This is a genomic window from bacterium, from assembly GCA_016786595.1.
Lineage (GTDB): Bacteria > Bdellovibrionota_C > UBA2361 > SZUA-149 > JAEUWB01 > JAEUWB01.
The window spans coordinates 1-23,683 of the sequence record JAEUWB010000058.1 but is presented as its reverse complement, the minus strand read 5'-3'; the positions used below and the strand labels follow the sequence as shown (position 1 = coordinate 23,683).

The following is a 23,683-nucleotide window of genomic DNA, read 5'->3' as shown; positions in this document are numbered from 1 at the left end:
AAAGTGAAACGCTCTAGCTATCTGCGCGAAGCCCCATAACTCTTACTGCCATCACCGGATGCACAACTCCAGTAAGCACTAATTCGCGTGCGCGCTGCCAGAGTGGAATAAATCCTGCCGCATGAATTTTTTCACGAAGCTCGGACTCGGCAATTTGCTTCTCGAGAACTTGCCTGAGCTCGCAAGTAATCGGCAAAAATTCAAATACACCAACGCGTCCTAAAACGCCGGTTTGGTTACAAACTTCGCAACCACGCCCGATTTCCAGCACCGCGTCTCTGCTACAGTTATAAATACTGGCTAGCATCTCTCCGGCACTAAATTTTTCCTTACAATGTAAACAGTTTCGCGGAAGAAGCCGCACAGACCCCAGCAGATTTAAAGTCGAGTTGAGCAGTGATTTTTCTTCAAGTAGCTCTTGTAGTCGAATTAAAGCCTGCACAGAATCGCTGGCGTGAATCGTGCTTAAGACTAAGTGTCCAGAAAGCGCTGCTTGCGCAGCTGTCAGTGCCACATCACGCTCGCGGATTTCGCCGACTGAAATAATATCTGGGTCTTGCCTTAAAATTGCCTTGAGTAGCTCACTAAAACCTAAGCCGAGATCGTGGCGGATCTCGGTATGCGTGACATGCGGCAAAATTCGTTCAACGGGATTCTCAATTGTCATAATATGGCGCGTGCCGTTGGCAAGTTTACTAATAGCGGCATGCAGTAAGGTCGATTTTCCACAGCCCGTTGGCCCTGCAATCAGAATTAATCCCTGAGTTTGCGCTAAATGGCCTAAGAGTAGTTTATATTGCTCTGCAGTCATTCCCAGCTCAGTTAGCGCAGAGTGATTACGATCAATACGATCGAGGATTGCATGATCCAAGATGCGCAGAACTAAATGTTCACCATTGGGTGTGGGCAGGCTTGAAACTCTCACCCGCACATCTGTGCCACGTCGCTTGAGTGAGAATGACCCATCGTCGGGGCGCAGCGTATTAATTGAGTCCATTTGAGCTACGATTTTAATACGACGAAAAAGTAAACTACTTGCTCGAGTAGAGAGTTTAATGATGCTGTCTTCACGGAGCACACCGTCAATGCGATAACGGATAGTAGTCGTTTCTTGTTGTGGTTCTAAGTAAATATCTGAAGCACGTTGAGCTAAGGCATGATAGACAAGTTCCTCGAGTAAATCCGGAATTACCCCTTGCTCAATATCTTTGTCGAGCAATTGTAGATTGATTTGCTTTAATTTTAAAGCAGAGCTCGAGTAAGCGATTTCAATTGCTTGTTGAATTTCGTCGTGCTCGGCGATTTCGTAAACAATTTCAAATCCGGTGTAGAATTTGAGGTAGTGTAATGTTGAACTGAGGTTATCGGCAGGGAGTAATACATGGAAAATTGTGTCCCCTGAGCTTGTGGAGTTAATTGCCAGAGGCAGGATCGAATAAGTGCTGGCGATTTCCTGCGGGATAATTGATCGTGCCTCTGCAGAGGAGCAGCGACAGAGTAGTTCTGGAAGTGAAAGATATGTCCCCAGGCTTTGCTGCTGAGAGTACGGATCTCTACCCTGCGCTAAAAGGCTATACGAATTTGAGATAGCTTCAGCGCATTGACGTGATTCATTTTGAACAGTAGCCGATTGAATTTCCATCAATCTTATTTTCGGCCAGAATCGACTTCATGTTGCTTGTAGAAGGAAAAAAACTCGAAAATCCTTAGATGGCGCACTTAGTTTGTGTGGATTTAGTATTGCCCGAACACACTTTGGCGTGTAAGTGAGAGAATACTAATAATTATTTGCACAATTATTTGCTGTATAAATGTTTAGCTTCTATTTAATCATCTCCCTTGCAGCGCAATTTGCCTCTGGCAAATTGCCAGTCATGCCGTTTCAAACTGTGCAAGTAACATTCGAACAACTCAACGGGCTTAAGACCGGTTCTCCAGTTTATTTGGAAAGTAGTTTGGTTGGCACAGTCTCGCAGATTGATTATGAGTTGGGGGTAGACAAGTCAAACAAGAAAAATGGAAAGTTTGTAGTTGAACTTGCCCTTCATGTTTCAAAAGAAAAAGTTACCCAATCAACGATTGGTTTAATTACAGAACGCCTTGCCCCGAATGCACAAACTCTTGGCACCGGGGTCGAATTGCTGGTTGGTGTTGGGAATACAGAAGCTGACTCCCAAGCTGTTTCTGCAAGCAGGCTTCAAGGCTACTCGTCTTTTTCTGATTTTTGGAAAAGTAAAATTCCTGCTTAAAAGCGATTGTACTAAGTTGATTTAGCGATATCTGATTGAAGCGCACGGTTTTAGAAATCCTGCCATAACATAGTTAAAGTGATGTTGGACTTTCTATGATAGATTTAAAATCTAGTGATTCAGGTCAGTTACGATTGGAAGTAGCGCCAAGCGAGGTGGAGGTAGGTAATACTTATCCAATTCTTGCGATGGTTACCAATATTTTAGAGTCAGATGAAGGTCATGCTCTTTTAGAGCTTAATCACTCAATTCACGCACACATTCGTATTACGAGCGCAGAAAAACTGGAAATGCTTAAAGCGCGCGCATTCGAACCTGGAATTTTTATTGCCAAAGTTATCAAAACTGTCCCATTGATTGAAATTGATTGTCAGACAATTGTTTTTGGAAAAAGCTCATCTCACTCTGCATAAAGCAGTCGAAAAATAACACTACTTTCATAATCTTGGAGTCTTTTGCTAAAACTGTGTTTTGGCAAAAGGCTTAGTTTAATGGTGGAAGTTTGTCACACAAGTATACGACCCAAGAGTCTGTAAAAATAATTTTCGAATTAGCTGTTTGGTTGCTTGTCGCATATTTATTGCGCTGCTCTGTGATTGAGCCTTTTAAGATCCCATCGCAATCGATGGAGCCAACGCTACAAATTAATGATCACCTAATGATTAATAAGCTCTCCTATGGATTGCGCTTGCCTTTTTTCCAATTAGAATCAGTGCTGCAGTGGTCTGTCCCGGAGCGCAAGGATGTCGTAGTATTTGCTAAAGGTATCCCTGACGATCCAGCAACGGAGATTAATGAACGCACCCAGGCAATCATTAAGCGCGTGATTGGCTTACCTGGGGATACGGTCGAGGTGCGGGGCACAAAAGTTTATATCAATGGCAGCCCTTTAGTAGATGATCAGCAAGCGGTTTGGATTCATGGAGGAGTGAAGGACTTTGGCCCAATAGAAGTCCCTGCGGGGCATGTCTTTTTAATGGGTGATAACCGCGATAACTCTTATGATTCGCGTTTTTGGCCTGAAGGTCCATTTCTCGATGTAAAGAAAATCAAAGGCCGTGCGATTTTTCTTTATTGGGTTTGGCCATTATCAGGGCGAATTTTTAGTTTGATCAGATAAATTTTTGAAATTTTTTTAATGCAGAACCTATTGTTCGACAATTTCTTTGTATTGTTTTGCCTTAGCGGCCCCGATGCCGAACGTTATTTACATAACCGCACGACACAAAACATTAAAGCTCTTGAAATCGAGCAAAGTCGCGAGGCCCTAATTACAACTCCTCAGGGGAAATTGCAGGGGAAATGTTTAATTTTCCGCAAAGCAAAAGATCAATTTTTAATCCTTGCTGATATTAGTCCAAGCTCACCAGCCGAGTTATTTCTTCAGGCCTTACTACAATTTAAAGTTGCAGATCGATTTGAAGTAATAAAAATGTCACTCGCGGAAGTAAATTTAGTAGAACTAGGGCTTAATCGAGATTTATTTGCTGCAAGCTCTAAAACAGAATTCCATTTATGCCGTATCAAAGCTAAGCAGCCACATTATGGTATCGATCTTGATGAACATGTCTCGGCAGTTGAGCTTTTAGACGAGCGTGCACTTTGCCCCTATATCTCAGGCAATAAAGGTTGTTACACAGGTCAAGAAGTAATCGAAAAGGCCTCTGCGATTGGTAAGGCTCCACGAGTGTTTAAACTCATCAAGGCGAGTAGTTGTGAAGTCGGCGTTGAAATCTTAACACAAAATAACGAAGTTGCTGGAGCAATTACTTCTGCTGCCCAGGACCCTATAAGTGGCGAATCTTTTGGCTTGGCCTTGATTCGTTCCCGCCAGCTTGGACAAAGTTTGACAGTCAATGGCACACCAGTCACACTGCTCAGTTAGAGTATAAATCCTAGGCCCATGTCTGAGACTTTTGAGAAGAAAAATTTTGGTATTTATATCCACCTGCCCTATTGCTTGCAGAAGTGCCCGTATTGCGATTTTAATTCTTATGCAGTTGGGTCAGTTAGCTCTACTGGAGTTAGCGCTAGTGCAATCTTACCGGCTGAGGATGACTATGTCGCAGCGTTGGTTGAAGAAATTCAATTACGTTCTGAACTTTTTCTTGACCAGTCCAAGCTAGCCTGTCGCTTAGAGCAGCATTGCAGTTCTATATTTTTCGGGGGAGGCACGCCTTCCTTGTGTAAGGTCGAATCAATTGAAAAGTTGCTTGTAGCACTTAAAAGTAAATTTAAATTTTCTTCTAATTGCGAAATTACTCTAGAAACAAATCCGGGCACAGTCTCTGAAGAACTCGGATTTGAAAAGCTCTGCGGATTTAAAGCTGCGGGGATAAACCGTATTAGCATCGGAGCGCAGAGTTTTAATCCTGAGACGCTTAAATTTCTTGGTCGAATTCACGATCCTGAGGATACGACCAAGGCGCTTACAGCTTGTCGTCGCGCGGGCTTTAAAAACATCAATCTAGATTTAATTTTTGGCTCTGCTGGTCAAACTCTTGAAAGTTGGCAGACTGATTTAGAAACTGCGATTGCCTTAAATCCCGAACATCTTTCGGCTTACAGTTTAACGATTGAATCAAATACAGAGTTTGGAGTGCGTAGTAAGCGTGGCGAGGTTTTGACTGGAGATGAAGATCTGCATGCCGATTTATTCGAATACACTCAAGAAGCTTTAGCCCAAGCAGGTTATCCACAATATGAAATTTCAAATTATGCCCGACCAGGATTTCAATGCGTGCATAATCTAAACTATTGGAAGCGCGTGCCTTATTTAGGTCTGGGGGCAGGTGCCCACGGTTTTCTTGCTTCAGAGATTCGCTATTCGAATATTAAGGCACCAAAAATTTATCTCGAGCGTATCCGGCAAGGACTTTTACCAGAGCAGATGCGTGAAGAACTTTCAGACAGGCAGCAACAAATTGAATTGATTTATTTAGCACTGCGGCTCGAAGAAGGATTAAGCCGAGATTGCTTAGAGCGTAATTTTGCCGCTAGTTCCCGCGATAAATTGCTGCAAATTCTAGAAGAATTTGCACAACACCGAGTAGTGGACCGGTCCGACCCAGCACGTTTTAAATTAACCCGCGGCGGGATGCGACTTGCTGATCGAATTATTCAGGACTTAGTGTCAACTCTTCTCTAGAGCAATTCGCTATTCGCATTACATCGAATAGTGAATTGCTCTAAGTTTTAAGAAGTTTGCTTTTTCTCAATTTTATCGCGCAATTTACTGATCAAACCTGAAAATTGATTTTTACGTATTTCCTCACCGAACTCACTGCGATAGGTGCTGATGATGCTGACGTTTTCAACGATTACATCGTAAACGCGCCAAGCGCCATTTTCCTTGCGCAAGCGATAATCAATCGAGAAGTCTTCACCTTTAGATGTAGCAATTGTTTTTACAATTGCCTTTTCCTCATCAATCGATTCCGAGGCCATTTCCATTTCAGTTTGGTCAATATCGCGGATTTTAGCTAAATAAGTACGTGCTAAGAGATTGCTGAAAAGATTGACAAATTCATCTTGCTCAGCACTAGTTCCCTTGGTCCAATGGATGCCTAAGCTTTGCTTGGACATTTCATTAAAACTAAAAACTGGGCGAATTTGCGCCTCTAGTAAACGATCCAGTTCTTCGAGAGGAATCGCCGACTTTTTTGACTTAACAGTTTCGCGCACCTGTAAGACTGTGGTTTGCACGAGTTTACCCGGATCGGTGACAAGATCTTTAGCGCTGACCGAGAAAGCACAGGCTAAGTTGAGCAAGCAAAATAAAAATAATAACCGTTTCATCCTCATTTATCCCTAATCTTTATTCGACTTTACTTACAAATTTCTTAACAACATCTTCAAGTTCAACGGGAGGGGTGGTTTGGGTGATTTTCCCGCCGTTTTTAATTGTTTCACCAAGGCCAGGAATAATCATGATGTAGCGATCGCCAATGATCCCTTTAGTGCGAATTTCCGCAACATCTTCTGCTGTTAAGGTTACAGTATCTTTAATTTTCAAGGTCACTAAAGCTTCGTTTGCTGCAAGATTAATTTTTTCTACATCGCCAATGCCAACGCCTGCAATTTCAACAGGAGCACCAGTTTGCAGCCCTGCAACGCTGCCAAAGACTGCAGTGACGTGGTAATAACCACGGTCGAAAAGTTTAATCCGGGCAAGATTAATCGCCAGATAACCAAAGGCCAGCAAACCCATCAGCACAAAAATGCCAACGAAAAATTCTGTCGATAATTTTTTGGGAATTGTATATTGAGCGTTTTCCGCCACCCCGTCCTCCTATAAATCAATTAGACGTATATACTGTGGTTTAATTTATCGACACAATAGCTGGAAAATATCTACGAAAGGAGCGGCTTTATGCTTTAATCGCTTCGCCAGTTTCGCCAATATAGGGGAGGTTCAGGGTCTCACCTAGCGCTTTGATGAAATCGTATCCGTGCTTCTGGCCGTTCTTGAGTAAACAACCAATCGCCCAAGGAGCTTTAGCTTTAACTGCTTCATGCGTGAGGTTACCTGTAGGTAATGCCCCAGCCTGGACAGCTTTATAGCCAGCATCGTAATCGCTGTTGAGCGTTGAATGCCCAGGGAAAGGACTAGTTAAGATCACCGCGATTCCACGCTTAGTTGCTTCTTGAATGAAATCAATCCAAGGTTCAGCAACATTTCCAGCCCCTAAGGCGGTAATAATAATCGCGCGATAGTAGGCAAGGCCTTGATTCTCAGGATCTGGGATTTCAAGAAAATATTTAAAGTGATCGCAATTAAGCGTGTTATTTGGCGAATGTTGTAGTGAAATTACGCGGTTAGAAAAGTTATTCAAAAATTGAACTGGTTTTTCAAGCTTAGGTTCAACACGCCTCTTTGCTAAGGGGCTTAACTCTACTCCGTGAGCTGTCACCGTGCCTAACCCGGCGGGCATATTTACCGATCGAAAGGCACGATAACTACGTTCATCGGTTTTCGATCCCGAAACTCCACGGATAATGCAGCGGTCAAAAACAATTGCGACTTCAGCTAATTGCGAAAGCGCAACTTGCGCTGAATTGATTAAATTAATTTCCGCATCACCTGCCGCAACATCCGGAGCAGCTTGCGCGCCAGTGAAAACAACCGGTTTATTTAAATTTGGCCCCAGGGCAAAAGCAGCGGCAGCGGCACTATAGGCTAGAGTATCTGTGCCATGCACGACGACAACACCTGAAACTTCAGGGTCGCAGATAAATTTATAAATTGCAGCGTTGATTTCTTCCCAATCAGAGGGCGTTAAATTCGAACTATCTTTATTGACGACTAAGCTGATTTTTGAATTGGTAATTGTATTTAATGTTTTTCCGTATGATTCGGTAAATCTGGCGAAGGGATCTTTGGCTGGTATCAGAGCGCCAACTTGATTGCGCTCCATTAAGATTGTTCCACCTGCAATTACGATACCAATAGTCGGAGTCAATTGACGATCCCCTACGATTTGTTTATCCCAAGCTCTGACTTTAAACCTTTTTATGATTTAATCAAGTACTGGGCAAACTATAATATTCTGAATAAGATCTAAACGTTAACATAACTATCAAATCGTAATTGGTCCTTCGATTAAACCTTGGGCAAATTGCCTCACCACTGCACTTGAAGAATTGTTAAACTCGGCAATGTTGCCGTCAAATTCGATTTGACCACCAAAAAGCACAACTACGCGCGAGCAAACTTGAAAAACTTCCGGGATTTCATGACTAATTACGAGGCCAGTAAAATGATAACGCTCGCTAGTCTCTTTAATTAAATCATAGATTTCTTGTCCGGTTTCGGGATCAAGCCCCGTGTTTGGTTCATCGAAAAGCACAAGCTCGGGGTTGGTTACAAGGGCACGTGCGATGCCAGCACGTTTGCGCATACCAATCGAGACTTCTCCAGGAAGTGAATTTGCGTGCTTAGTTAGGGAGACATCTTCAAGCTTTGCCCAGGCGCGCTCGTAGGCTTCTTTTTCTGAACAGATTTGATGAGCTTGAAGCGGGAAGGCGACGTTTTCAAGTAGTGTTAAAGAGTCGAATAAAGCTGCACGCTGAAATAATACCCCCATGCGTTTACGTAATTGATTACGTGTGGATTCATCGGCTTGAGTAATTGAGGTGCTGTTAATCCGCACTTGGCCAGTGTCTGGTTCGAGCAGCCCCATGATGATCTTAATTAAAACGCTCTTGCCCGTGCCGCTTGGACCAACAATTGCCGTTGTCGTTCCACTTTCAATTTCAAGTGAGATGTTCGAGAGAACTTGCAAGGTGCCAAAACGTTTGGAAACAGCTTGAATAGAAATCATTCTACATGAACACTTGCGTAAGAATTGATGTTAAGAAGTAATCGAGCACTAGAATTGTAACAGAGGCTGTGACAACCGATTGCGTTGTTGCTCGGTTAACGCCGACAGCACCTAAGCCGGAGGTGTAACCCTTGTAGGAGGCAATCCATCCGATACAGAGCCCAAAACAGATTGATTTTACTAAACCAGAATTTACATCGACATCACGAATTGCCTGAACCATTTGCGAAATAAATGTTCCCGAAGAAAGATCTAGTGTTGCCGTAGCAACCAAATACCCGCCAAGGATTCCAACTACATTAAAAATTGAGGCCAACAGGGGAACAGCGATCAAGCAAGCTAAGAAGCGTGGGACAATTAAATAGCGCAGCGGATCTACCCCCATCGACACAAGTGCGTCGGTTTGCTCAGTGATCTTCATAATCCCAAGTTCCGCAGTCATTGCAGAGCCAGCGCGGCCAATTACCATCAAGGCAGTGAGCACGGGACCAAGCTCCCGAATTAAGCTCAAGGCAACAGCGGGGCCAGTGTAGGCAGTGGCCCCAAATTTTGACAAAGTATATTCGCCTTGGACTGCCAGCACTGCACCCGTAAAAATTGCCACAAGCGTAATCACTGAAAGCGATTGAAAGCCCACTACATAAAGCTGATCGATTACAAGTTTTAGGCGGTAGGGTGGAGTTAGGGAGCGCAGCATGATCTTCAATAAAAAAATTGTCGCATTCCCTAGATTCTCTAGGGATTCGATTGCCGATGCTCCGAGGCGTGAAATAAAAAACGGTTTAGCTTGAGTCATTTCCAGAGACATTGATTTTAATTCCTCGCCAGATATTTTTGCGCAACGATGTAAAACTCAGACGAAGTATCGCGCGTTGCCTTCAAGTGCGCACGAGTAATTTGTGAAAAATTGCCCTTAAGCTCCTTAATCAATTCATCTGTTTCAGGGGCAGGAAATATTTTTGCTACAACTGTTCCCTGTGGTTTAAGTAAAGTTTTAGCTAGCGCAAATACTTTTGCTACAAGCTCAACGCTTTGGGCAATATCACGGTCTTTAACGCCGCTAAGTGAGGGGCTTAGATCGGAAATGAAAACATTAAACTTTGCTGCTAATGCTTGGGACCAATCACTGGGCAGTGAGGTGAAATCAAATGTGGCTGGGTCGAAAATATCTGCCATGACAAAGTGGACAGGGGACTGGTTTACTGCGCTCGTCAGGGGCTCTACCGCCTTAAGGTCTACTCCAAGGACTATTCCCTTGGGGCCGATAAACTCAGAAGCTACTTGCGACCATCCACCTGGAAAGCAACCCAGGTCGAGAACTGAGTCAGATAAGTGAAAAATTCTATACTTTTTCTGTAGCTCTTGAAGTTTATATGCTGCCCTAGATCTATAACCCTCTGATTTTGCTCGATTATATAAGTGATCCTTTCTGTTATATTTGCCAGACATTTTTTCTATTGACTTTATTCTATTCTTTTTCTATATAATCAAAATAGAAAGCAGCTACTTACTATTTGCCATTGAGTTCGCAGTAAACTGCTTTTTTATTATCCAATTTGCGGGAGAAAGGAAATGATACAGGAAATTATCTTACGAGACCCTCTAATAGTTTTCCAACTTGCAACGTTAGCTACAATTCTTTGCTATTTTGCTCGGTTAATAGTGATTAACCCGCAAGCAATCGAAAACGGGAATGAAGCTTTGAGAGATAGATTTTTAGTGCCGCTTTGGTGTTCATCTCAAGTAGGTAAAAGTCTATTCTTGCCGAAAAAATCTCTCAGCCGCCAACAGTTTTAAGAAATTAAATCAGTTTCCAACTTATTTTTATTAACCCTCTAAAAGAGAGAGCTCTAAATACTCAGATTTAGAGCTCTTCTTGTTTGATTCAGATGAATCAGCTACTGCCCATTCGTGATTCAAGTTAGCGAGCATTTAAAAAATTTAAATCCAGAACAACTCGAAGCTGTCACTACGGTTGATGGTCCGCTTTTGGTTTTTGCTGGAGCTGGAAGTGGTAAGACTCGTGTTTTGACACGACGAATTGCACATTTAGTTTTAACTCAGGATGTTGCTCCAGAGAGAATTCTAGCCGTGACTTTTACGAATAAGGCTGCACGTGAAATGAAAGAACGTGTAGCGGGCCTGTTCTCAAGGGAACGTCCGCCGAGTTGGGTTTCGACTTTCCATTCAATGTGTGTGCGCATTTTACGCACGCATGCAGAAATGCTCGATTATTCTAAGCGCTTTGTGATTTACGACGATGGTGACTCTCAAGGAGCGATGAAGCGCGTCTTTAAAAGGAAAAATATTGACTCTCGTTTAATTGAACCACGTGCCGTGATGTCGCAGATTGACCGTGCCAAGAATGAATATTTATTTCCTGATGACCTGAGAAAAAATAACTGGGCGCGCGGGCCACAGGCGGAATTAATTGCTGAATTATATGAGAGTTATCAGCGAGAACTAAAAACAGCCGATGCCATGGATTTTGGCGATTTAATTTGTAATGTTGTGACGCTCTTTCGTTTAGCTCCAGATGTTTTGCAACAGTACCAAGAACATTTCCGCTACTTTCTGATTGATGAGTATCAAGACACCAATCGTGTGCAATATCAGTTAATTCGATTATTGACTGAAGAAAATCACAATTTGTGCGTTGTCGGCGATGACGATCAGTCAATTTATGCTTTTCGTGGTGCGACAATTGAGAATATTTTAAACTTTAAGCGTGACTTTCCTGAAGCAAAAATTATTACCCTTTCGCAGAACTATCGTTCAACTAAAACAATCTTAAATGCAGCCCAGGCTGTGATTTCTAAGAATACTAGACGCCAAGATAAGCAACTGCGCACTGAGAATGAAGCGGGCGAGAAAATTTCGTTTTTTAAAGGTGAAGATGAACGTGATGAGGCGGAGTTTGTTGCGCGTGAAGTGCTGCGCCTTGTCGACCAGGGTGTAAACTCTAGTGAGATCGCAATTTTCTATCGCACTAACGCGCTCTCACGCGCACTCGAAGAATGCCTACTTGAATACGCAATTCCTTATGTGATTATCGGCGGCAGACGCTTCTATGAGCGTAAGGAAATCAAAGATATCCTCGCTTATGCAAAGCTTAGTATTAACCCGAGAGATAACGAGTCATTTTTACGCATCATTAACACTCCTACGCGCGGACTTGGTGCGAATTCGATTAATAACCTGATTAAATATGCAGACGAGAGCAAACTCTCACTCTTTGAAGCTTTGCGTGAAGGCCTAAAGTCAGGTGCAAGTAGCTTTATTAGCACGGCAAATAAAAATCGCTTTCGTGAGTTTCACGAATTAATTTCTGGCTTTATTGATGAGGCGGTGCGAGTCGACAGTGTATTGTTGCAACTTGCAGAAGAGTGCCGAGGGATTGATGATCGCACGCAAATCTTGGCGCATTTTTTAAATACTTTGGCCCATAAGTCGCAGTATCTTTCGAAGCTCGACAAGGAAGAAACACCTGAAGCTGAAGCTCGGAAAGAGAACATTATGGAGCTTTTAAACGTCGCCGTCGAATTCGTGCGTGCTAGTATTGAGGAAGGCTTAACGCCGTCAATTGTTGGATTTTTAGATCGCGCCAATCTTGCAACCGACCAAGAAAACGATACAAGTTCTCAAGGTGAAAATGCTAAGAAGTTTACTGGACCAGTCTTGATGATGACACTACACTTAGCTAAGGGCCTGGAGTTTAATTCCGTCTTTATGGTTGGGCTCGAGGAAGGTTTATTGCCGCACGTGCGCTCGCTCGATAATCCTCGAGAGTCTGAGGAAGAGCGCAGACTTTGTTATGTGGGAATTACTCGTGCACGTAAAAAACTATTTATTTCTTGTGCTGCCGATCGTCAGGCCTATCGCGGAAATTCTTGGTTTGGCGGCATACCGTCTAGATTTTTAAGAGACATTCCAGTCGAGTTAATTTCTGGCAGAAATCACGCTTATTAAGATACTAATTTTGTTCAGAAATAATTTAGTAGCAGAGAAATCTTCACTTTTTTCACATAATCTCACGCTATCTCACATAGTAAATAGCGAGTTCATGTGAGTTTTGAAAAAGACAGATTATCTATCTGATTAAATCTCAGAACTGAGGTTATTCAAGAAATTTTTAGTATCATCGCCGAAAGCCGCACCGGGATTGTTCTTTGGCTCAACAATCTCCAGAACTACCAAGCTGTACGATAAGAAGCTCCAACGAGCGGCGTTAGAGGATCTGGTAGCTGACCATGATAGGAGACTTTAACGCGGTATCGTCGGGATAAGCGCGGGCTACCGGGGCGGCAATCCATACCAAGACCCTCTGCCCTTCCCCTGGCGCATCAAAAGCCCGCGCTTCACCAACTCCGCCAGCCGCGTCTTGACAGTCGGCCGAGGCGCGCCCGTCAGCTTCTCCGCCTCGCCCGTGGTAATGCGCCCCGCGCGCCGCGCTTCCTCCAGAATCTTGATCGCGTCCGGGTGCAGCCCTTCCGCTCCAGGCTCCCGTGCGATCTTCTCCGCCAGCCGGTCCTTTTGTTTTTTCAGCGACCGCATAAAGAACAACAGCCACGGCTCGAAATCCGGTTTGTCACGCGTCAGCGTTCCTTGCGTTCGCCGCAGCCCCAGATAATAGCCTTCCTTGTTTGCTTCGATAACGCTTTCCAGCGACGAATACGGCGTATAGGAATAGCCCGCCTGGAGCAGCAGCAGCGTCGTCAACACGCGCGACAGCCGCCCGTTGCCGTCCTGGAACGGATGGATTTCCAGGAACACTACGACGAACAGCCCGACGACGATCAGCGGATGCCATGCGCGATCTGTCATCGCCTCACGCGTCCAGGCGACAAGTTCTTGCATCTTGAACGGCGTATCGAAGGGCGAAGCGGTCTGAAAGATGATGCCGATGCTTTTCCCGTCCGGGTCGAACGCCTCGACATTGTTCGGCAGCTTCTTGTATTCGCCCCTGTGCCATTCGTCCTTGATCGAATGGCACAGCAACATGGCGTGAAGCTGTTTTATATAATTTTCCGTCAGTAAGATGGAGGCCTGGGTATCGAACACCACGTCCATGACCGCGGCATATCCGGCGACTTCCTGTTCGTCGCTACTGACGAAAGACTTTGTCTCTAGCCGCCCCAGCAAAGTCTCGACCTGCGCGTCAGTCAGTTTCGATCCCTCGATGCGCGTCGAAGACCCGATGCTCTCGATGGTGGCGACGCGCTTCAACACGGCCAGCTTTTCCGGGGCCAGCGTTGTCAGCGTCCGCCAGCTTCCCTTGAACTCATCGATCTCCGCGATCAGCCGGAGCATTTCTGGCGATATTTTTAACGCGCCCGTTTCCATGATATATCCATTTTTTATCCATTTAGGTAAGCTAATTGGTATGTTGGATTGTTAAGCTTCCGCCACCATTGTTTATTCTTGGCGATTGCGAGTATCTAGGGAGGGCGACAGACTAGAGCGTTTCACTTTTTGGGGTAGCCCCAAAAGCCTTGCCTACGCCTAGACAGAAAAATATCTTAAGAAACGCTTTAGATTATACTGGTTGCAAGCGCTACTTAGAGCATCTAACTATTTACTACATAGAATCCTGAATTGTTCTGAATGAAAATCAGGAGAATAATTTACCATCCCAAAGATTTTTCAAAAATTTTTCAAAATGGATGAAGTGCAACCTACCATCGACCCGTTCGATGGGGTCTTGGGAGACTAGATAGAGCCTCGGGACAGAGGTCTCATCAGCAAAGAGGCGCAAGGATTTTGCATCGCGGTCGGAAGATTTTACCGTTGCTTTTACCTCTACAGCGAACTGCTCTCCAATAACAAAATCTACTTCATGTTTCTCGTATGTACGCCAGAAAGTAAGCTCTTCTGGCACACGGTGGTAAGATAAGGCTGCCCGCAATTCCATTGCAATAAATTGCTCGAATGCTCGTCCGTAGAGATTCGAATTTCGCTCCAAATGTTTTACTCGCGCGAGAGTATTCGTCACACCGGTGTCGAAAAGATAAAATTTTGCTGTGGAGATCTCTTTCCGTTTTTTTGACCGTCCCCAGGGTTCGATAAAAAAACCGATGAGGGTATCTTCTAAAATTCGAAAATGTTCGATCACAGTTGACGGCGCTGAACCGACATCACTGGCGAGTTTGGAGAAGTTAAGCACTTCTCCCGTTGAGAGCGAGGCAAGATGAAGGAACTTTGTAAAACGACCAACATCACGCACGAGCCCCTCAGCTTGAATCTCTTCTTTGAGATAAACGTTTACATACGCATTTAGCTCTTCGCTTGGGAGTGCTGAAGTATACACCTGTGGTAACCCACCGAACTGCAAATATCGGTCGAGATCGAAATCGGTGATCTCTTTGGTAACAAGAGGAAAGAGCCGTGCCTCCCATGCCCGACCGCCGAGCATATTTGCCCCACCGTGTTTGAGTTTGCGAGCGCTACTACCGGTGAGCAGGAAGCAGATTTTCTTTTTCTCGATCAGGCGATGCACTTCATCCAGAAGAACTGGCAGTTTCTGAACTTCATCGATGACCACGAGTTTCTGGCCCCCTGCTTCGATAATCTGTTCGAGTTCGGAAGGTCGGTTTGTGAGTCGGATGAAAGTGTCGGCGTTTAGTAAGTCAACAATCGTCGCCTTTTCGCCAAGCTGCTCTTCGATGAGAGAGGTCTTCCCGGTAGAACGAGGTCCAAAAAGGAAAAACGATTTCTTATCCAATAACTGTAGTAGGTTAAGAGTTCTCGCATAACGCATTCGCAATTTATACGCTGCCATCAAATATTTTTCAATAAATTATTCGATAGCAGAGAAAAATTGAGGAATTTTGAGAATTTATGGCAAATTGAGAACGAGTTTAAATTAGAAAAGCGACACCTAAAAAAGTAGTAATTTTGGGTTGATATGGGAAAGCGCGGGAACTGAGCTCAAAACAGCTCGTCCTCATGAGCGGATACCGTGCCGTGTGTAGGATCTCCCTGTCAGGATGAAGATGAGTGAAGACCCCAGTTCATTGGTGGTCATGCCGATTCCAGGACGACAAATGGAAACAGAGCTATATCAAACGCTATTATGTGATCAGGGAAAATTTCGAAATTTAATTATCGAAAAAGCAAACTCAATTCTCAAACAGCCAGATGAAGATCTACTTAATCTCATCAATCAAGGCATCGTAGATGTGGGTCTTTTGCTTACTGATCAATTCAAATAAATAATCAAGGTCGTGAGCACCAATATCATTGGCGTAAGAAGTGATGCTCAGCACTAGGTCATAATTCACTAGACTTAGCTTTGCACCAATTAAAGTATCTGCAACTGTTAAAGCTGCAACTAAGGCATTATGAAAATTCTTTGTCGGGATCGTCATGATATTAATCCCCATGTAGATCGTAGTTTCGTTCGTCCGACCTAAGCCTTCAATGCTGATTTCTAATTCTTCTTCGGGAGCAATCGGCACTGACCAACTTGCGGCATCAGCTGAGCGCTGCTGTAGGCATTCTTCCGGATTAAATCCACGACTTACTAAAAACTCTTCAACGAGCTTTGCCGGTTCCTTACCGCCTGTGATTTTGCGGATTTTTGGAGATGGTAATTTCTTGAGTTTGCCCATGTCTAATTAGTGTTTGCCTACATTTTTTACATCTAACTCTTAATTAAAACAACAACAAGCTGTGCAAACGAGGCAAAGTGCGTGTACAAATAGCCTAATCAAGAGGAATTATGATTGATTTAAGTCTAGTTTATGTTGTGATTCTCGGGCTTGGAATTGGCAGTTTTTTGAACGCGTGTATTTATCGTGTCCCCAGAAAATTGTCAGTCGCATTTCCGACCCGCTCATTTTGTCCAAAATGTAACAAAACAATCCTGTGGTGGGAAAATATTCCCGTTTTAAGCTGGTTCATACTTTGGGGCAAGTGCAGTAAGTGTCGCTTGCCGATTTCTCCTGTTTACCCGCTAGTTGAAGTACTTTCACTTTGTGTAGCTTTAGCCTCGTATTTTTATTACGGCCTTACTCCAACTGGCGTTGTCGTTTATTTATTTTCAGCGGCTTTAATTGTAATTACATTTATTGATTTTGAATTTAAAATTATTCCCGACGTAATTGACTTACCAGGAATTATTATTGGCTTTATTATTGGCGGACTAAGTCAATTTCTAAATATCTTTGAATTCCCAATTACAACTGGTCTAGCCGATTCGCTTTTCGGATTTCTTGCCGGGGGTGGATTTTTCTTTGTGATTGCTGAAGTCTACTATCGCGTCACCGGCAAGGAAGGTCTTGGGGGTGGAGATATCAAGCTCATGGCCATGGCGGGTTCGATATTAGGCTGGCGCTCTATTGCTCCAGCTATCTTTGTTGGGTCACTTCTGGGTTCAATTATTGGTATCGGTTTGATGTTTATCAAAGGTGAAGGTCGGAACTTAGAAATTCCTTTTGGGCCCTGGCTTTCTGCTGGAATTCTCTCATATATGTTCTTCGATCTGCCGTTCTTTAAATTCTGATTATGGCTAACGAAAATGCGCTGATATTGGACGATGAAATTGATGTAACGCATGCCCTTGCTGCCGTCTTTTCTGAGGCTGGATATACTGTAAGTTCTGCACACAATATTAGTTCAGCAAAAGCGCTACTCGAAAAACAACCATTTGATTTAATTATTACAGATTTGAAGCTTAAGGACGAAGATGGCTTAACTTTTATTAAACATTTGCAAGCGATCAAATCGCAAGCCGTGATTGTGCTGATGTCTGCCTATGGTACTGCAGAGCACGCGCTAAAAGCGATTAAACTTGGAGCCCACGATTTCATATCTAAGCCGTTTTCTCCTGAAGAAATACTTTTTACTGTCGATAAAGCAAAAGAGCGAGAGCGTCTCAAAACAGAAAACCGTGCCTTAAGAACTCAGCTGCAAAAGACCTATGACTTCACCGCGATTATTGGAAAATCCGCAAAGATGCAGGAAGTTTTCGAGAAAATTAAAAAGGTCTCTGATTATAAAGCTACGATTTTAATTGAAGGCGAATCTGGAACAGGCAAAGAACTTGTCGCTCGTGCGCTTCACTATAGTTCGGATCGCAAAGATGCAAAATTTGTTGCCGTAAACTGTGCGGCGATTCCTGAGAATTTATTAGAGAGCGAGTTGTTTGGGCACAAGCGCGGAGCGTTTACAGATGCTACGCGCGATAAGAAAGGGCTTTTTGAGGAAGCAAGTGGTGGAACGCTATTTCTGGATGAGATTGGAGAATTGCCAATTCATCTACAGGTAAAGCTGTTACGTGCATTGCAGGAAAGCGAGGTTCGACCGGTTGGTGCAAATACCGCAATTAAGGTCGATGTGCGTGTGATTGCAGCAACATTGCGCAATCTACTTGATGACGTACAAGCTGGAAGATTTCGTGAAGATCTCTATTACCGTTTAAACGTGGTCAATATTACGCTTCCACCTTTACGTGAGCGTTTAGATGACATTCTGGTTTTGGCTGAGGCTTTGTTGCAAAAACATCGGAGTAATTTCGGCATGCCTGAGGCAAGATTCGCGCCGGAAGTTTTAACGGCAATGACGGCTTATAGTTGGAGAGGTAATGTGCGCGAGCTTGAAAACTGCATTGAGCAGGCCTTAATCCTTTCTGACGGACAGGTAATTAAGCTTGAACATTTGCCACTCAATATTCGCTATGGAATTTTAGATGTAGAGCGGACAAAAGTTAACCCGCAAGTCGCTGCAGAGAATCTATCGATCCCTGAAGCTGTGCGAAAAATGGAGCGTGAGTTAATTACTCAAGCACTAACTGTGACAAAGGGTAACCGTACTCAAGCGGCGCAGTTATTGGAAATTAGTTTGAAGTCTTTGCAAAATAAGATCAAAGATTATGGCTTGGACATTTAAAGTATTAATACAATTTCTTTTTCTTTTTTGCTGCGCTCTACCCCCACTGGAATTACGCGCGCAGGCTTATAGCTGGACCGATAGTCAGGGACGGGTGCATTACTCAAATAAGGCTTTAAACCCTGGTGCTGAAGCAAAAGAGCTGCCACAAATTAGTCGCGAAAATATTAATGCAAAAATTAAGTCGATTAAGCAGTCAATTCCAGCAAATTGCAATGATCATGGCGGTGTTGACTGCGGTTTGAGGGAAGATGCTGATGGCAGCGTAATCTGCATTGATGGGTACAAAGATGCAATTCTTGCTTATCGCAAAGCGTGCGGAGAAGTGCGAGTTGAGGTCAGTCCAGTAGAGCTGAGTAGTCGAACAGGAGAGATTATTGGGATTAGCGTTAAAAACGAAGTTCGTGATCAGGATGTTGAGGCATTACATCTTACGCTGAGAAACACCGCGGCGATTGAAGCACAAGGCATGGTCGTTGAATTCTTAGTTCCTTTCACTAGAAAATGGATTGAGGCGCTGGGGCCAACTACGATTGAAGCCCTATCTATTGGCGAGTATAAGTTGCCACGAGGTCTTTTCCCATACAGGGGAGATCTTGCAAAAACTCCACTGAAGGCACGGGTTAGTTGTAGGAACTGCTCAACAGTTCAAGCTCGCGTAGATTAAGACCGACGTGATTTGAAATTCTTGCTAATTTCTAGTAGAAAAGATGCATGATTAAAGAACGCATTTCTCGAATTCTCACAGCAGAAGCTGAAGCAATTAAGGGCGTGCCCATCAATGAAAATGTTGTGCGCGCTGTTGAAATGATTGTCAAATGCCGCGGCAAGGTTTTCACCACCGGTATTGGTAAGGCTGGATATGTGGCACAAAAGGCGGCTTCAACGTTTTCTACAACTGGAACCCCTGCTGTGTTTTTGCATCCCGGTGATGCCCCGCACGGGGACATTGGCGTTGTCACTCCCGGCGATATTTTAATTGCTTATTCGAATAGCGGGAAAACTCGAGAAGTTCTTGAGGTGATTGGTTTCGCTAAGCATCTTGGCGCAGATGCAGTTATTTCAATTACTTCGCATCCCGATACTCCACTTGGAGCAGAAAGTGATCTAGTGCTTTCGATCGGGGATATTAAAGAACCTTGTCCATTGGGAATGACACCTTCAGCCAGTACCTCAGCAATGATTGCGCTTTCAGATGCCCTTGCGTTAGTCGCAATGGAGGAGCGGGGTTTTACCAAAGAAGATTTCGCGCAGCGTCATCATGGCGGTTATCTGGGAAAGAAATCGCGCGGCGAACTGCTCTAACCCTCTAGGGGTTAGCTTTTTCCCAGTTCTTGCCTTCCGGAAAGTGCGTAGCTCAAAGTCACATCATCAACGTACTCCAAGTCTCCACCTTTAGGCAGTCCTTGCGCTAATCGAGTTGTCTGGACTTGAAGCTCTGCAAGGGCTTGCCCGAGATAAAGTGCAGTTGCATCTCCCTCGACAGTTGTGCCGGTTGCAAGAATTACTTCAGAAATTCGTGGATTAGAATTTTTAATGCGCGTTAAAAGCTCGTTAAATTTTAACATTTCAGGTGTGATGCCCCTGACTGGTGACCAGAGTCCATGGAGCACATGGTAGAGACCACGATATTGACCACTTCTTTCAATCGATAAAACATCGACTGGTTTTTCAACTACGCAAACCATTGTGGGATTACGCGAAGTATCAAGGCAAATTTCACAGCGCGCCTCGTTACGATTGTTCGTCTCGGCCAATGAAAAGCATTCCTTGCAGAGTGCTACCGCTGCTAGGGCTTCTGCAATTGATTCAGTCATGCGTAATGCTAAATCCTTATCTTTGACAATTAAGTGATATGCCAGACGCAGCGCGCTACGCTCGCCAATCGAAGGTAACTTGGATAATTCGTTTACGAGCTTCCGTAACGATTGTGGAAAACCTGGATAGTTCATTAGGATTTAATGATTTGCACTTTTTCAATTGTGCTGCCAGAAAAAAGTGATAGTGCTTCTTGAACCACGGGGTGACTACGCGCTTCTTGGTCGAGTTCGGCCTTACGCATTTCATTGATTTGAGCTTCAGTATGAGCAATTGACCCTTGTGCGCCAAATGTTACAGCTGATTGGTTTGGTGTTGTAAGGATTTCTAATTTTAGTGCCCATTTAGGGTGGGTAGAATATGAGGCTAAAATCTCCTTAAGTCGTTTTGCTGTTGCAGCATCTTCAAGCGACTTAACATCAAATTCGGATCCCACCAAGTGTAGTGTTCCAGGATTAAATTCTTTGACTGAAACGCGACGTAAGTGCTGGGCGAGCATTAGCTCGGAGTGACTGTTGACGAAATGAACAAATGCCTCCCAGGAGGGGTTAAAGCCTTGTGATTCTTGTCGGGCTTGGGTCACCACGGGTTGATTCTTTTCGGCGGCGAGTCTGGTTGATTTACCAGAGGGCTCGAATTTACTTGGGGCTGATGGTTTGGTGCTAGTCAAACCGCCTTGTGTTAATTGCTGTAAAATCTCGGCAATAGGTTTTAAGTCTTCAAGTGTAGACATTCTGACTACTGTTGCTTCTAGTGAAAATCTTGGGTCAGGGCTAGTCAGGGCAATACTCACGCCACGTTCGGCAGCATCAAATAAGCGCTGAGCCTCGAATAAGCTTAGTTTAGTGCTTTGGGCGATGAAGCGTTCAACTTCAGATCTATCGCACATAAGTATTTGAGCTAATAATTCATGATCGGGTTTTGCTTTGGTGCATTCAACTGCAGAAACTAATAGGTTTCTTGAATGTAGCAGAAAATCTTCGAGAAATGTCCGGATGTGTAAGGCCTGCTGAAACATTTCTGAGAGTTGTTTGAGGGCCAGCGCACTGTTACTAGTAGTAATTGCGTCAAAGAGTTTAAAAAAGAACTCGCGGTCAACAAAGCCAAAAATCTTATTTGCTGATTCTAGTGTGAGCGACTCATCTCCAAGAGCGATAATGCGTTCGAGCATAGATTGAGCATCGCGCATTCCGCCGCGTGCTTTTCTTGCCAAGAGTCCGAGCACTTTGTCCTCGATTTTGAAATTTTCGTTTTGGGCAATATTTTTGAGTTCGTTAAAAATAGTTTCTGTGGAAAGTGCAGAAAAGTCATGTCGCTGGCAACGTGAGATCACGGTTTCAGGTAGTTTATGCGGCTCAGTTGTGGCAAAAATAAAAATTGATTGTGGAGGAGGCTCCTCGAGAGTTTTTAGCAGCGCATTAAATGCTGCAGCAGAAAGCATGTGCACTTCATCGATAATATAGATTTTGTAGCGTGAACCGGGTGGCGGGAGTGTGTGTAGGGAGTCAATTAATTCCCTGACGTTTTCCACACTATTATTTGAAGCGCCATCAATTTCCCAGACTGCTAATGAATTTGAATGCGCGATTTCTTTGCAATTTTGGCATTGGCCGCAAGGTTCGACGAGGTCGGAGTTATTTTGCGCGACTTGCTCAGCGCTAAATTCGTCAGCGCGTTTTTGGCAGTTTAGAGCCTTGGCAAAGATTCGTGCTGTACTAGTTTTTCCGACTCCACGTGGTCCTGTAAGTAGGAGTGCGTGGGGCACTCGTCCGCGTAAGATTGCATTGGCAAGAGCTGTGCGAACATAATCTTGCCCGATTAAGGACTTAAAGGTTTGAGGACGGCATTTTCGAGCAAGGACTAAGTGCGACATATTGGAAGCTATGCATGACAGATCCACTTACGCCTAATCATAAAATCGGGGCTGCAGCGGAAGAAGTGTTTTTCGAAACACTTCAAAAGACGCCGATGACACAGAGGAGGGCACGCTACCGTTGCTACCTTTCGGTCCTGGCGGGGTTTGCGGTCCTCTCTTGCACCAGCGTCACTGTTGAAACTAGCCAATGTAGAATAAATTGTCCAATTTGAATGTTTTACAGGGACAAATTTGAGTCATTTTAATTCGCGGTAAAAAGACTTACTCAAGTTGTTTCCTTATACGGTAGAAAACAGCTTAATCCGAGCTTTCCTATCCGCGTCCGACTGAAGCCATTTCATAGACTTCTTCTTTTTCCGAGGACACTTTGATTGAGGGATGTCCGAGGAGGATATCGAGTGGGAAGAAGAGCGGCACTTCGTAGCTTGCTTTCACGGTGGCGGTAATTGGCGAGGTCATTTCAACTTCGATTTTAGCGCAGGACGGATCCTGACAATCGCGTTCGTAGCCGGGATTAAAGCGTTCGATTTCTTGAAGACCTACTGCTTTGGCTAGTTCCACGTCAACGTAGCGGTCTGGGTCGCCGGGCTCTTCGATATTGCCGACAACTTCACTAGTACAGCGGGTGTAGGTGCCATCGTGGCAGGCTGGAGGGCCGGATGGGTATTGGCTGATGCGAAATACTCCGAGGTCGACTGAGGTTTCTGTCTTCACTGAGCAGTAGGGTTTTAATGGGCTACAGGCTGGTAGGTTTGTAGCTTCGGAGGCTTCTACCGTGCGTAGCATTTGGTCGTTGTAGGCAAATGTATATTGTGGGTCGCTTGCTACGGGAAGTTCTAGAGCAGCGTAGGCGCGAAGTCTTTCTTCTAGGGTTAGGTAGGTGCCGTTTCGGCCTTCGCATTCGTAGTCAAGATTACAGTCGCGGTTGTAGTCGTATTGATTTTGGTAGCTAGTGCTGCCCCAATCTGGGATTTGGTAGGCTTCGGATTGATTAAACGGGTAGACGGCTTCGATAGGGCGTTGTGTTGTGCTTGCTAGTTCCAGGCGTTTTACGCGAGTTTCAAAGAAGTCTGGTCCACCGACTTCTCCGCCGAGGGAGAAATTAAAGTAGGTCTTATCGGGGCGCCAGTTTCCGTCTACGTGCTCGTAGATGGTGCGGTTACTTGGTGTAGAGAGGTCTTCGATTCCGCGGACGATTTGAGGGTTAGTGATTTCGTTTCCTTGACCGTCTCGGGGGCGATATAGAGTTTGTACCCAGTGGCTATTGGTGCTGCCGTTCCAGCTAAAGTCGTTAACTCCGCTTAGACCTTGAAAGGTTGGGGCTCCGATTGATTGGCCGTTGACAAGTTGGGAGTTATTGACTGTTTGGGTGTAGGCAGAGACGTTTGTCATTGTATCTTGGAGTACGGTGCCGCAGCTTCCGATTGCTCCGTATTGGTTTTCTGGGGAGTAGAGCTTTTCTCCACCGTTACAGACCACTGTGCCTTGGGGTTTTAGGCTTGCCAGTTGGCAGCCCCCATTTATATTTT

23 protein-coding genes and 1 other RNA gene are annotated in these 23,683 nt (G+C 44.4%); 10 read left to right on the top strand and 14 right to left on the bottom strand.

Annotated features, from left to right (window positions below; genetic code table 11):
* Positions 1-13: 13 nt before the first annotated feature.
* The gene (gene tadA / locus JNK13_10095; GenBank protein ID MBL7663087.1) at positions 14-1,642 is read right to left on the bottom strand and encodes a Flp pilus assembly complex ATPase component TadA; all 1,629 of its coding nucleotides are present in this window, start codon (positions 1,640-1,642) and stop codon (positions 14-16) included.
* A 169-nt stretch (positions 1,643-1,811) separates the two neighbouring features.
* Here tadA and JNK13_10090 point away from each other — a divergent pair, with 169 nt between their 5' ends.
* The 5 genes from JNK13_10090 (at position 1,812) to hemW (ending at position 5,397) form a co-directional block, all read left to right on the top strand.
* Entirely contained in the window at positions 1,812-2,249 is a 438-nt protein-coding gene (locus JNK13_10090) for an MCE family protein (GenBank protein ID MBL7663086.1), read from the top strand.
* A gap of 95 nt (positions 2,250-2,344) precedes the next feature.
* Positions 2,345-2,662, top strand: coding sequence for a hypothetical protein (locus tag JNK13_10085; GenBank protein MBL7663085.1), 318 nt, complete (start codon positions 2,345-2,347; stop codon positions 2,660-2,662).
* Between the two features lie 89 nt (positions 2,663-2,751).
* The gene (gene lepB, locus JNK13_10080; protein ID MBL7663084.1) at positions 2,752-3,369 is read left to right on the top strand and encodes a signal peptidase I; all 618 of its coding nucleotides are present in this window, start codon (positions 2,752-2,754) and stop codon (positions 3,367-3,369) included.
* 18 nt (positions 3,370-3,387) lie between these two features.
* Positions 3,388-4,134: a hypothetical protein gene (locus tag JNK13_10075; GenBank protein ID MBL7663083.1), complete on the top strand. Its 747-nt coding sequence runs from the start codon at positions 3,388-3,390 to the stop codon at positions 4,132-4,134.
* An 18-nt stretch (positions 4,135-4,152) separates the two neighbouring features.
* Positions 4,153-5,397: a radical SAM family heme chaperone HemW gene (hemW, locus tag JNK13_10070; GenBank protein MBL7663082.1), complete on the top strand. Its 1,245-nt coding sequence runs from the start codon at positions 4,153-4,155 to the stop codon at positions 5,395-5,397.
* A 47-nt stretch (positions 5,398-5,444) separates the two neighbouring features.
* Here the strand turns inward: hemW and JNK13_10065 are convergent, their stop codons facing one another.
* The 6 genes from JNK13_10065 to JNK13_10040 form a co-directional block, all read right to left on the bottom strand.
* Positions 5,445-6,047, bottom strand: a complete 603-nt coding sequence (locus JNK13_10065) for an ABC transporter substrate-binding protein (protein ID MBL7663081.1) — start codon at positions 6,045-6,047, stop codon at positions 5,445-5,447.
* A gap of 19 nt (positions 6,048-6,066) precedes the next feature.
* The gene (locus JNK13_10060; protein ID MBL7663080.1) at positions 6,067-6,531 is read right to left on the bottom strand and encodes an MCE family protein; all 465 of its coding nucleotides are present in this window, start codon (positions 6,529-6,531) and stop codon (positions 6,067-6,069) included.
* A gap of 88 nt (positions 6,532-6,619) precedes the next feature.
* Entirely contained in the window at positions 6,620-7,711 is a 1,092-nt protein-coding gene (locus tag JNK13_10055; GenBank protein MBL7663079.1) for an asparaginase, read from the bottom strand.
* Between the two features lie 117 nt (positions 7,712-7,828).
* Complete coding sequence (locus JNK13_10050) at positions 7,829-8,572, bottom strand: ATP-binding cassette domain-containing protein (GenBank protein MBL7663078.1); 744 nt, start codon at positions 8,570-8,572, stop codon at positions 7,829-7,831.
* A 1-nt stretch (position 8,573) separates the two neighbouring features.
* On the bottom strand, positions 8,574-9,368 hold the full coding sequence (locus tag JNK13_10045; protein MBL7663077.1) for an ABC transporter permease: 795 nt from the start codon (positions 9,366-9,368) through the stop codon (positions 8,574-8,576).
* Between the two features lie 17 nt (positions 9,369-9,385).
* A complete protein-coding gene (locus JNK13_10040) occupies positions 9,386-10,021 on the bottom strand; it encodes an RlmE family RNA methyltransferase (protein MBL7663076.1) in 636 nt (211 codons plus the stop codon).
* Between the two features lie 462 nt (positions 10,022-10,483).
* Here JNK13_10040 and JNK13_10035 point away from each other — a divergent pair, with 462 nt between their 5' ends.
* Positions 10,484-12,541, top strand: coding sequence for a UvrD-helicase domain-containing protein (locus JNK13_10035; protein ID MBL7663075.1), 2,058 nt, complete (start codon positions 10,484-10,486; stop codon positions 12,539-12,541).
* A gap of 324 nt (positions 12,542-12,865) precedes the next feature.
* Here the strand turns inward: JNK13_10035 and JNK13_10030 are convergent, their stop codons facing one another.
* From JNK13_10030 to JNK13_10020, 3 genes are all read right to left on the bottom strand, one after another.
* Entirely contained in the window at positions 12,866-13,915 is a 1,050-nt protein-coding gene (locus JNK13_10030) for a Fic family protein (GenBank protein MBL7663074.1), read from the bottom strand.
* A 268-nt stretch (positions 13,916-14,183) separates the two neighbouring features.
* Positions 14,184-15,329, bottom strand: a complete 1,146-nt coding sequence (locus tag JNK13_10025) for an ATP-binding protein (GenBank protein ID MBL7663073.1) — start codon at positions 15,327-15,329, stop codon at positions 14,184-14,186.
* A 388-nt stretch (positions 15,330-15,717) separates the two neighbouring features.
* Positions 15,718-16,182 (bottom strand): hypothetical protein, encoded by a 465-nt coding sequence (locus tag JNK13_10020; GenBank protein ID MBL7663072.1) that lies wholly within the window; start codon positions 16,180-16,182, stop codon positions 15,718-15,720.
* A 110-nt stretch (positions 16,183-16,292) separates the two neighbouring features.
* On the opposite strand from JNK13_10020, the gene JNK13_10015 reads away from it, so the two are divergent.
* The 4 genes from JNK13_10015 to JNK13_10000 are packed head-to-tail and all read left to right on the top strand — an operon-like array spanning position 16,293 to position 19,765.
* Positions 16,293-17,075, top strand: a complete 783-nt coding sequence (locus JNK13_10015; GenBank protein ID MBL7663071.1) for a prepilin peptidase — start codon at positions 16,293-16,295, stop codon at positions 17,073-17,075.
* 2 nt (positions 17,076-17,077) lie between these two features.
* A complete protein-coding gene (locus JNK13_10010; GenBank protein MBL7663070.1) occupies positions 17,078-18,460 on the top strand; it encodes a sigma-54-dependent Fis family transcriptional regulator in 1,383 nt (460 codons plus the stop codon).
* Positions 18,444-19,127 carry a DUF4124 domain-containing protein gene (locus JNK13_10005; GenBank protein MBL7663069.1) on the top strand — a complete coding sequence of 228 codons (684 nt, stop codon included), beginning with the start codon at positions 18,444-18,446 and terminating at the stop codon, positions 19,125-19,127. The genes JNK13_10010 and JNK13_10005 overlap by 17 nt, the downstream gene beginning before the upstream one ends.
* Before the next feature lie 47 nt (positions 19,128-19,174).
* The gene (locus tag JNK13_10000) at positions 19,175-19,765 is read left to right on the top strand and encodes an SIS domain-containing protein (GenBank protein ID MBL7663068.1); all 591 of its coding nucleotides are present in this window, start codon (positions 19,175-19,177) and stop codon (positions 19,763-19,765) included.
* Between the two features lie 11 nt (positions 19,766-19,776).
* Here JNK13_10000 and recR read toward each other — a convergent pair whose 3' ends face one another.
* From recR to JNK13_09980, 4 genes are all read right to left on the bottom strand, one after another.
* Positions 19,777-20,412: a recombination protein RecR gene (recR, locus tag JNK13_09995; GenBank protein ID MBL7663067.1), complete on the bottom strand. Its 636-nt coding sequence runs from the start codon at positions 20,410-20,412 to the stop codon at positions 19,777-19,779.
* The gene (gene dnaX, locus JNK13_09990) at positions 20,412-22,151 is read right to left on the bottom strand and encodes a DNA polymerase III subunit gamma/tau (GenBank protein ID MBL7663066.1); all 1,740 of its coding nucleotides are present in this window, start codon (positions 22,149-22,151) and stop codon (positions 20,412-20,414) included. The genes recR and dnaX overlap by 1 nt, the downstream gene beginning before the upstream one ends.
* Positions 22,152-22,233: 82 nt before the next feature.
* Positions 22,234-22,327: signal recognition particle sRNA small type (ffs, locus tag JNK13_09985), an RNA gene on the bottom strand.
* A gap of 139 nt (positions 22,328-22,466) precedes the next feature.
* Positions 22,467-23,683 (bottom strand): hypothetical protein (locus tag JNK13_09980; GenBank protein MBL7663065.1); only part of this gene is annotated, 1,217 nt, incomplete at its 5' end.

Excerpts from the sequence above, each read along its gene's own strand:
- tadA (MBL7663087.1), bottom strand. The coding sequence starts at position 1,642 with ATGGAAATTCAATCGGCTACTGTTCAAAATGAATCACGTCAATGCGCT.
- JNK13_10090 (MBL7663086.1), top strand. The coding sequence starts at position 1,812 with ATGTTTAGCTTCTATTTAATCATCTCCCTTGCAGCGCAATTTGCCTCT.
- JNK13_10085 (MBL7663085.1), top strand. The coding sequence starts at position 2,345 with ATGATAGATTTAAAATCTAGTGATTCAGGTCAGTTACGATTGGAAGTA.
- JNK13_10075 (MBL7663083.1), top strand. The coding sequence starts at position 3,388 with ATGCAGAACCTATTGTTCGACAATTTCTTTGTATTGTTTTGCCTTAGC.
- hemW (MBL7663082.1), top strand. The coding sequence starts at position 4,153 with ATGTCTGAGACTTTTGAGAAGAAAAATTTTGGTATTTATATCCACCTG.
- JNK13_10065 (MBL7663081.1), bottom strand. The coding sequence starts at position 6,047 with ATGAAACGGTTATTATTTTTATTTTGCTTGCTCAACTTAGCCTGTGCT.
- JNK13_10050 (MBL7663078.1), bottom strand. The coding sequence starts at position 8,572 with ATGATTTCTATTCAAGCTGTTTCCAAACGTTTTGGCACCTTGCAAGTT.
- JNK13_10045 (MBL7663077.1), bottom strand. The coding sequence starts at position 9,368 with ATGACTCAAGCTAAACCGTTTTTTATTTCACGCCTCGGAGCATCGGCA.
- JNK13_10040 (MBL7663076.1), bottom strand. The coding sequence starts at position 10,021 with ATGTCTGGCAAATATAACAGAAAGGATCACTTATATAATCGAGCAAAA.
- JNK13_10030 (MBL7663074.1), bottom strand. The coding sequence starts at position 13,915 with ATGGAAACGGGCGCGTTAAAAATATCGCCAGAAATGCTCCGGCTGATC.
- JNK13_10025 (MBL7663073.1), bottom strand. The coding sequence starts at position 15,329 with ATGCGTTATGCGAGAACTCTTAACCTACTACAGTTATTGGATAAGAAA.
- JNK13_10020 (MBL7663072.1), bottom strand. The coding sequence starts at position 16,182 with ATGGGCAAACTCAAGAAATTACCATCTCCAAAAATCCGCAAAATCACA.
- JNK13_10015 (MBL7663071.1), top strand. The coding sequence starts at position 16,293 with ATGATTGATTTAAGTCTAGTTTATGTTGTGATTCTCGGGCTTGGAATT.
- JNK13_10010 (MBL7663070.1), top strand. The coding sequence starts at position 17,078 with ATGGCTAACGAAAATGCGCTGATATTGGACGATGAAATTGATGTAACG.
- JNK13_10005 (MBL7663069.1), top strand. The coding sequence starts at position 18,444 with ATGGCTTGGACATTTAAAGTATTAATACAATTTCTTTTTCTTTTTTGC.
- JNK13_10000 (MBL7663068.1), top strand. The coding sequence starts at position 19,175 with ATGATTAAAGAACGCATTTCTCGAATTCTCACAGCAGAAGCTGAAGCA.
- recR (MBL7663067.1), bottom strand. The coding sequence starts at position 20,412 with ATGAACTATCCAGGTTTTCCACAATCGTTACGGAAGCTCGTAAACGAA.
- dnaX (MBL7663066.1), bottom strand. The coding sequence starts at position 22,151 with ATGTCGCACTTAGTCCTTGCTCGAAAATGCCGTCCTCAAACCTTTAAG.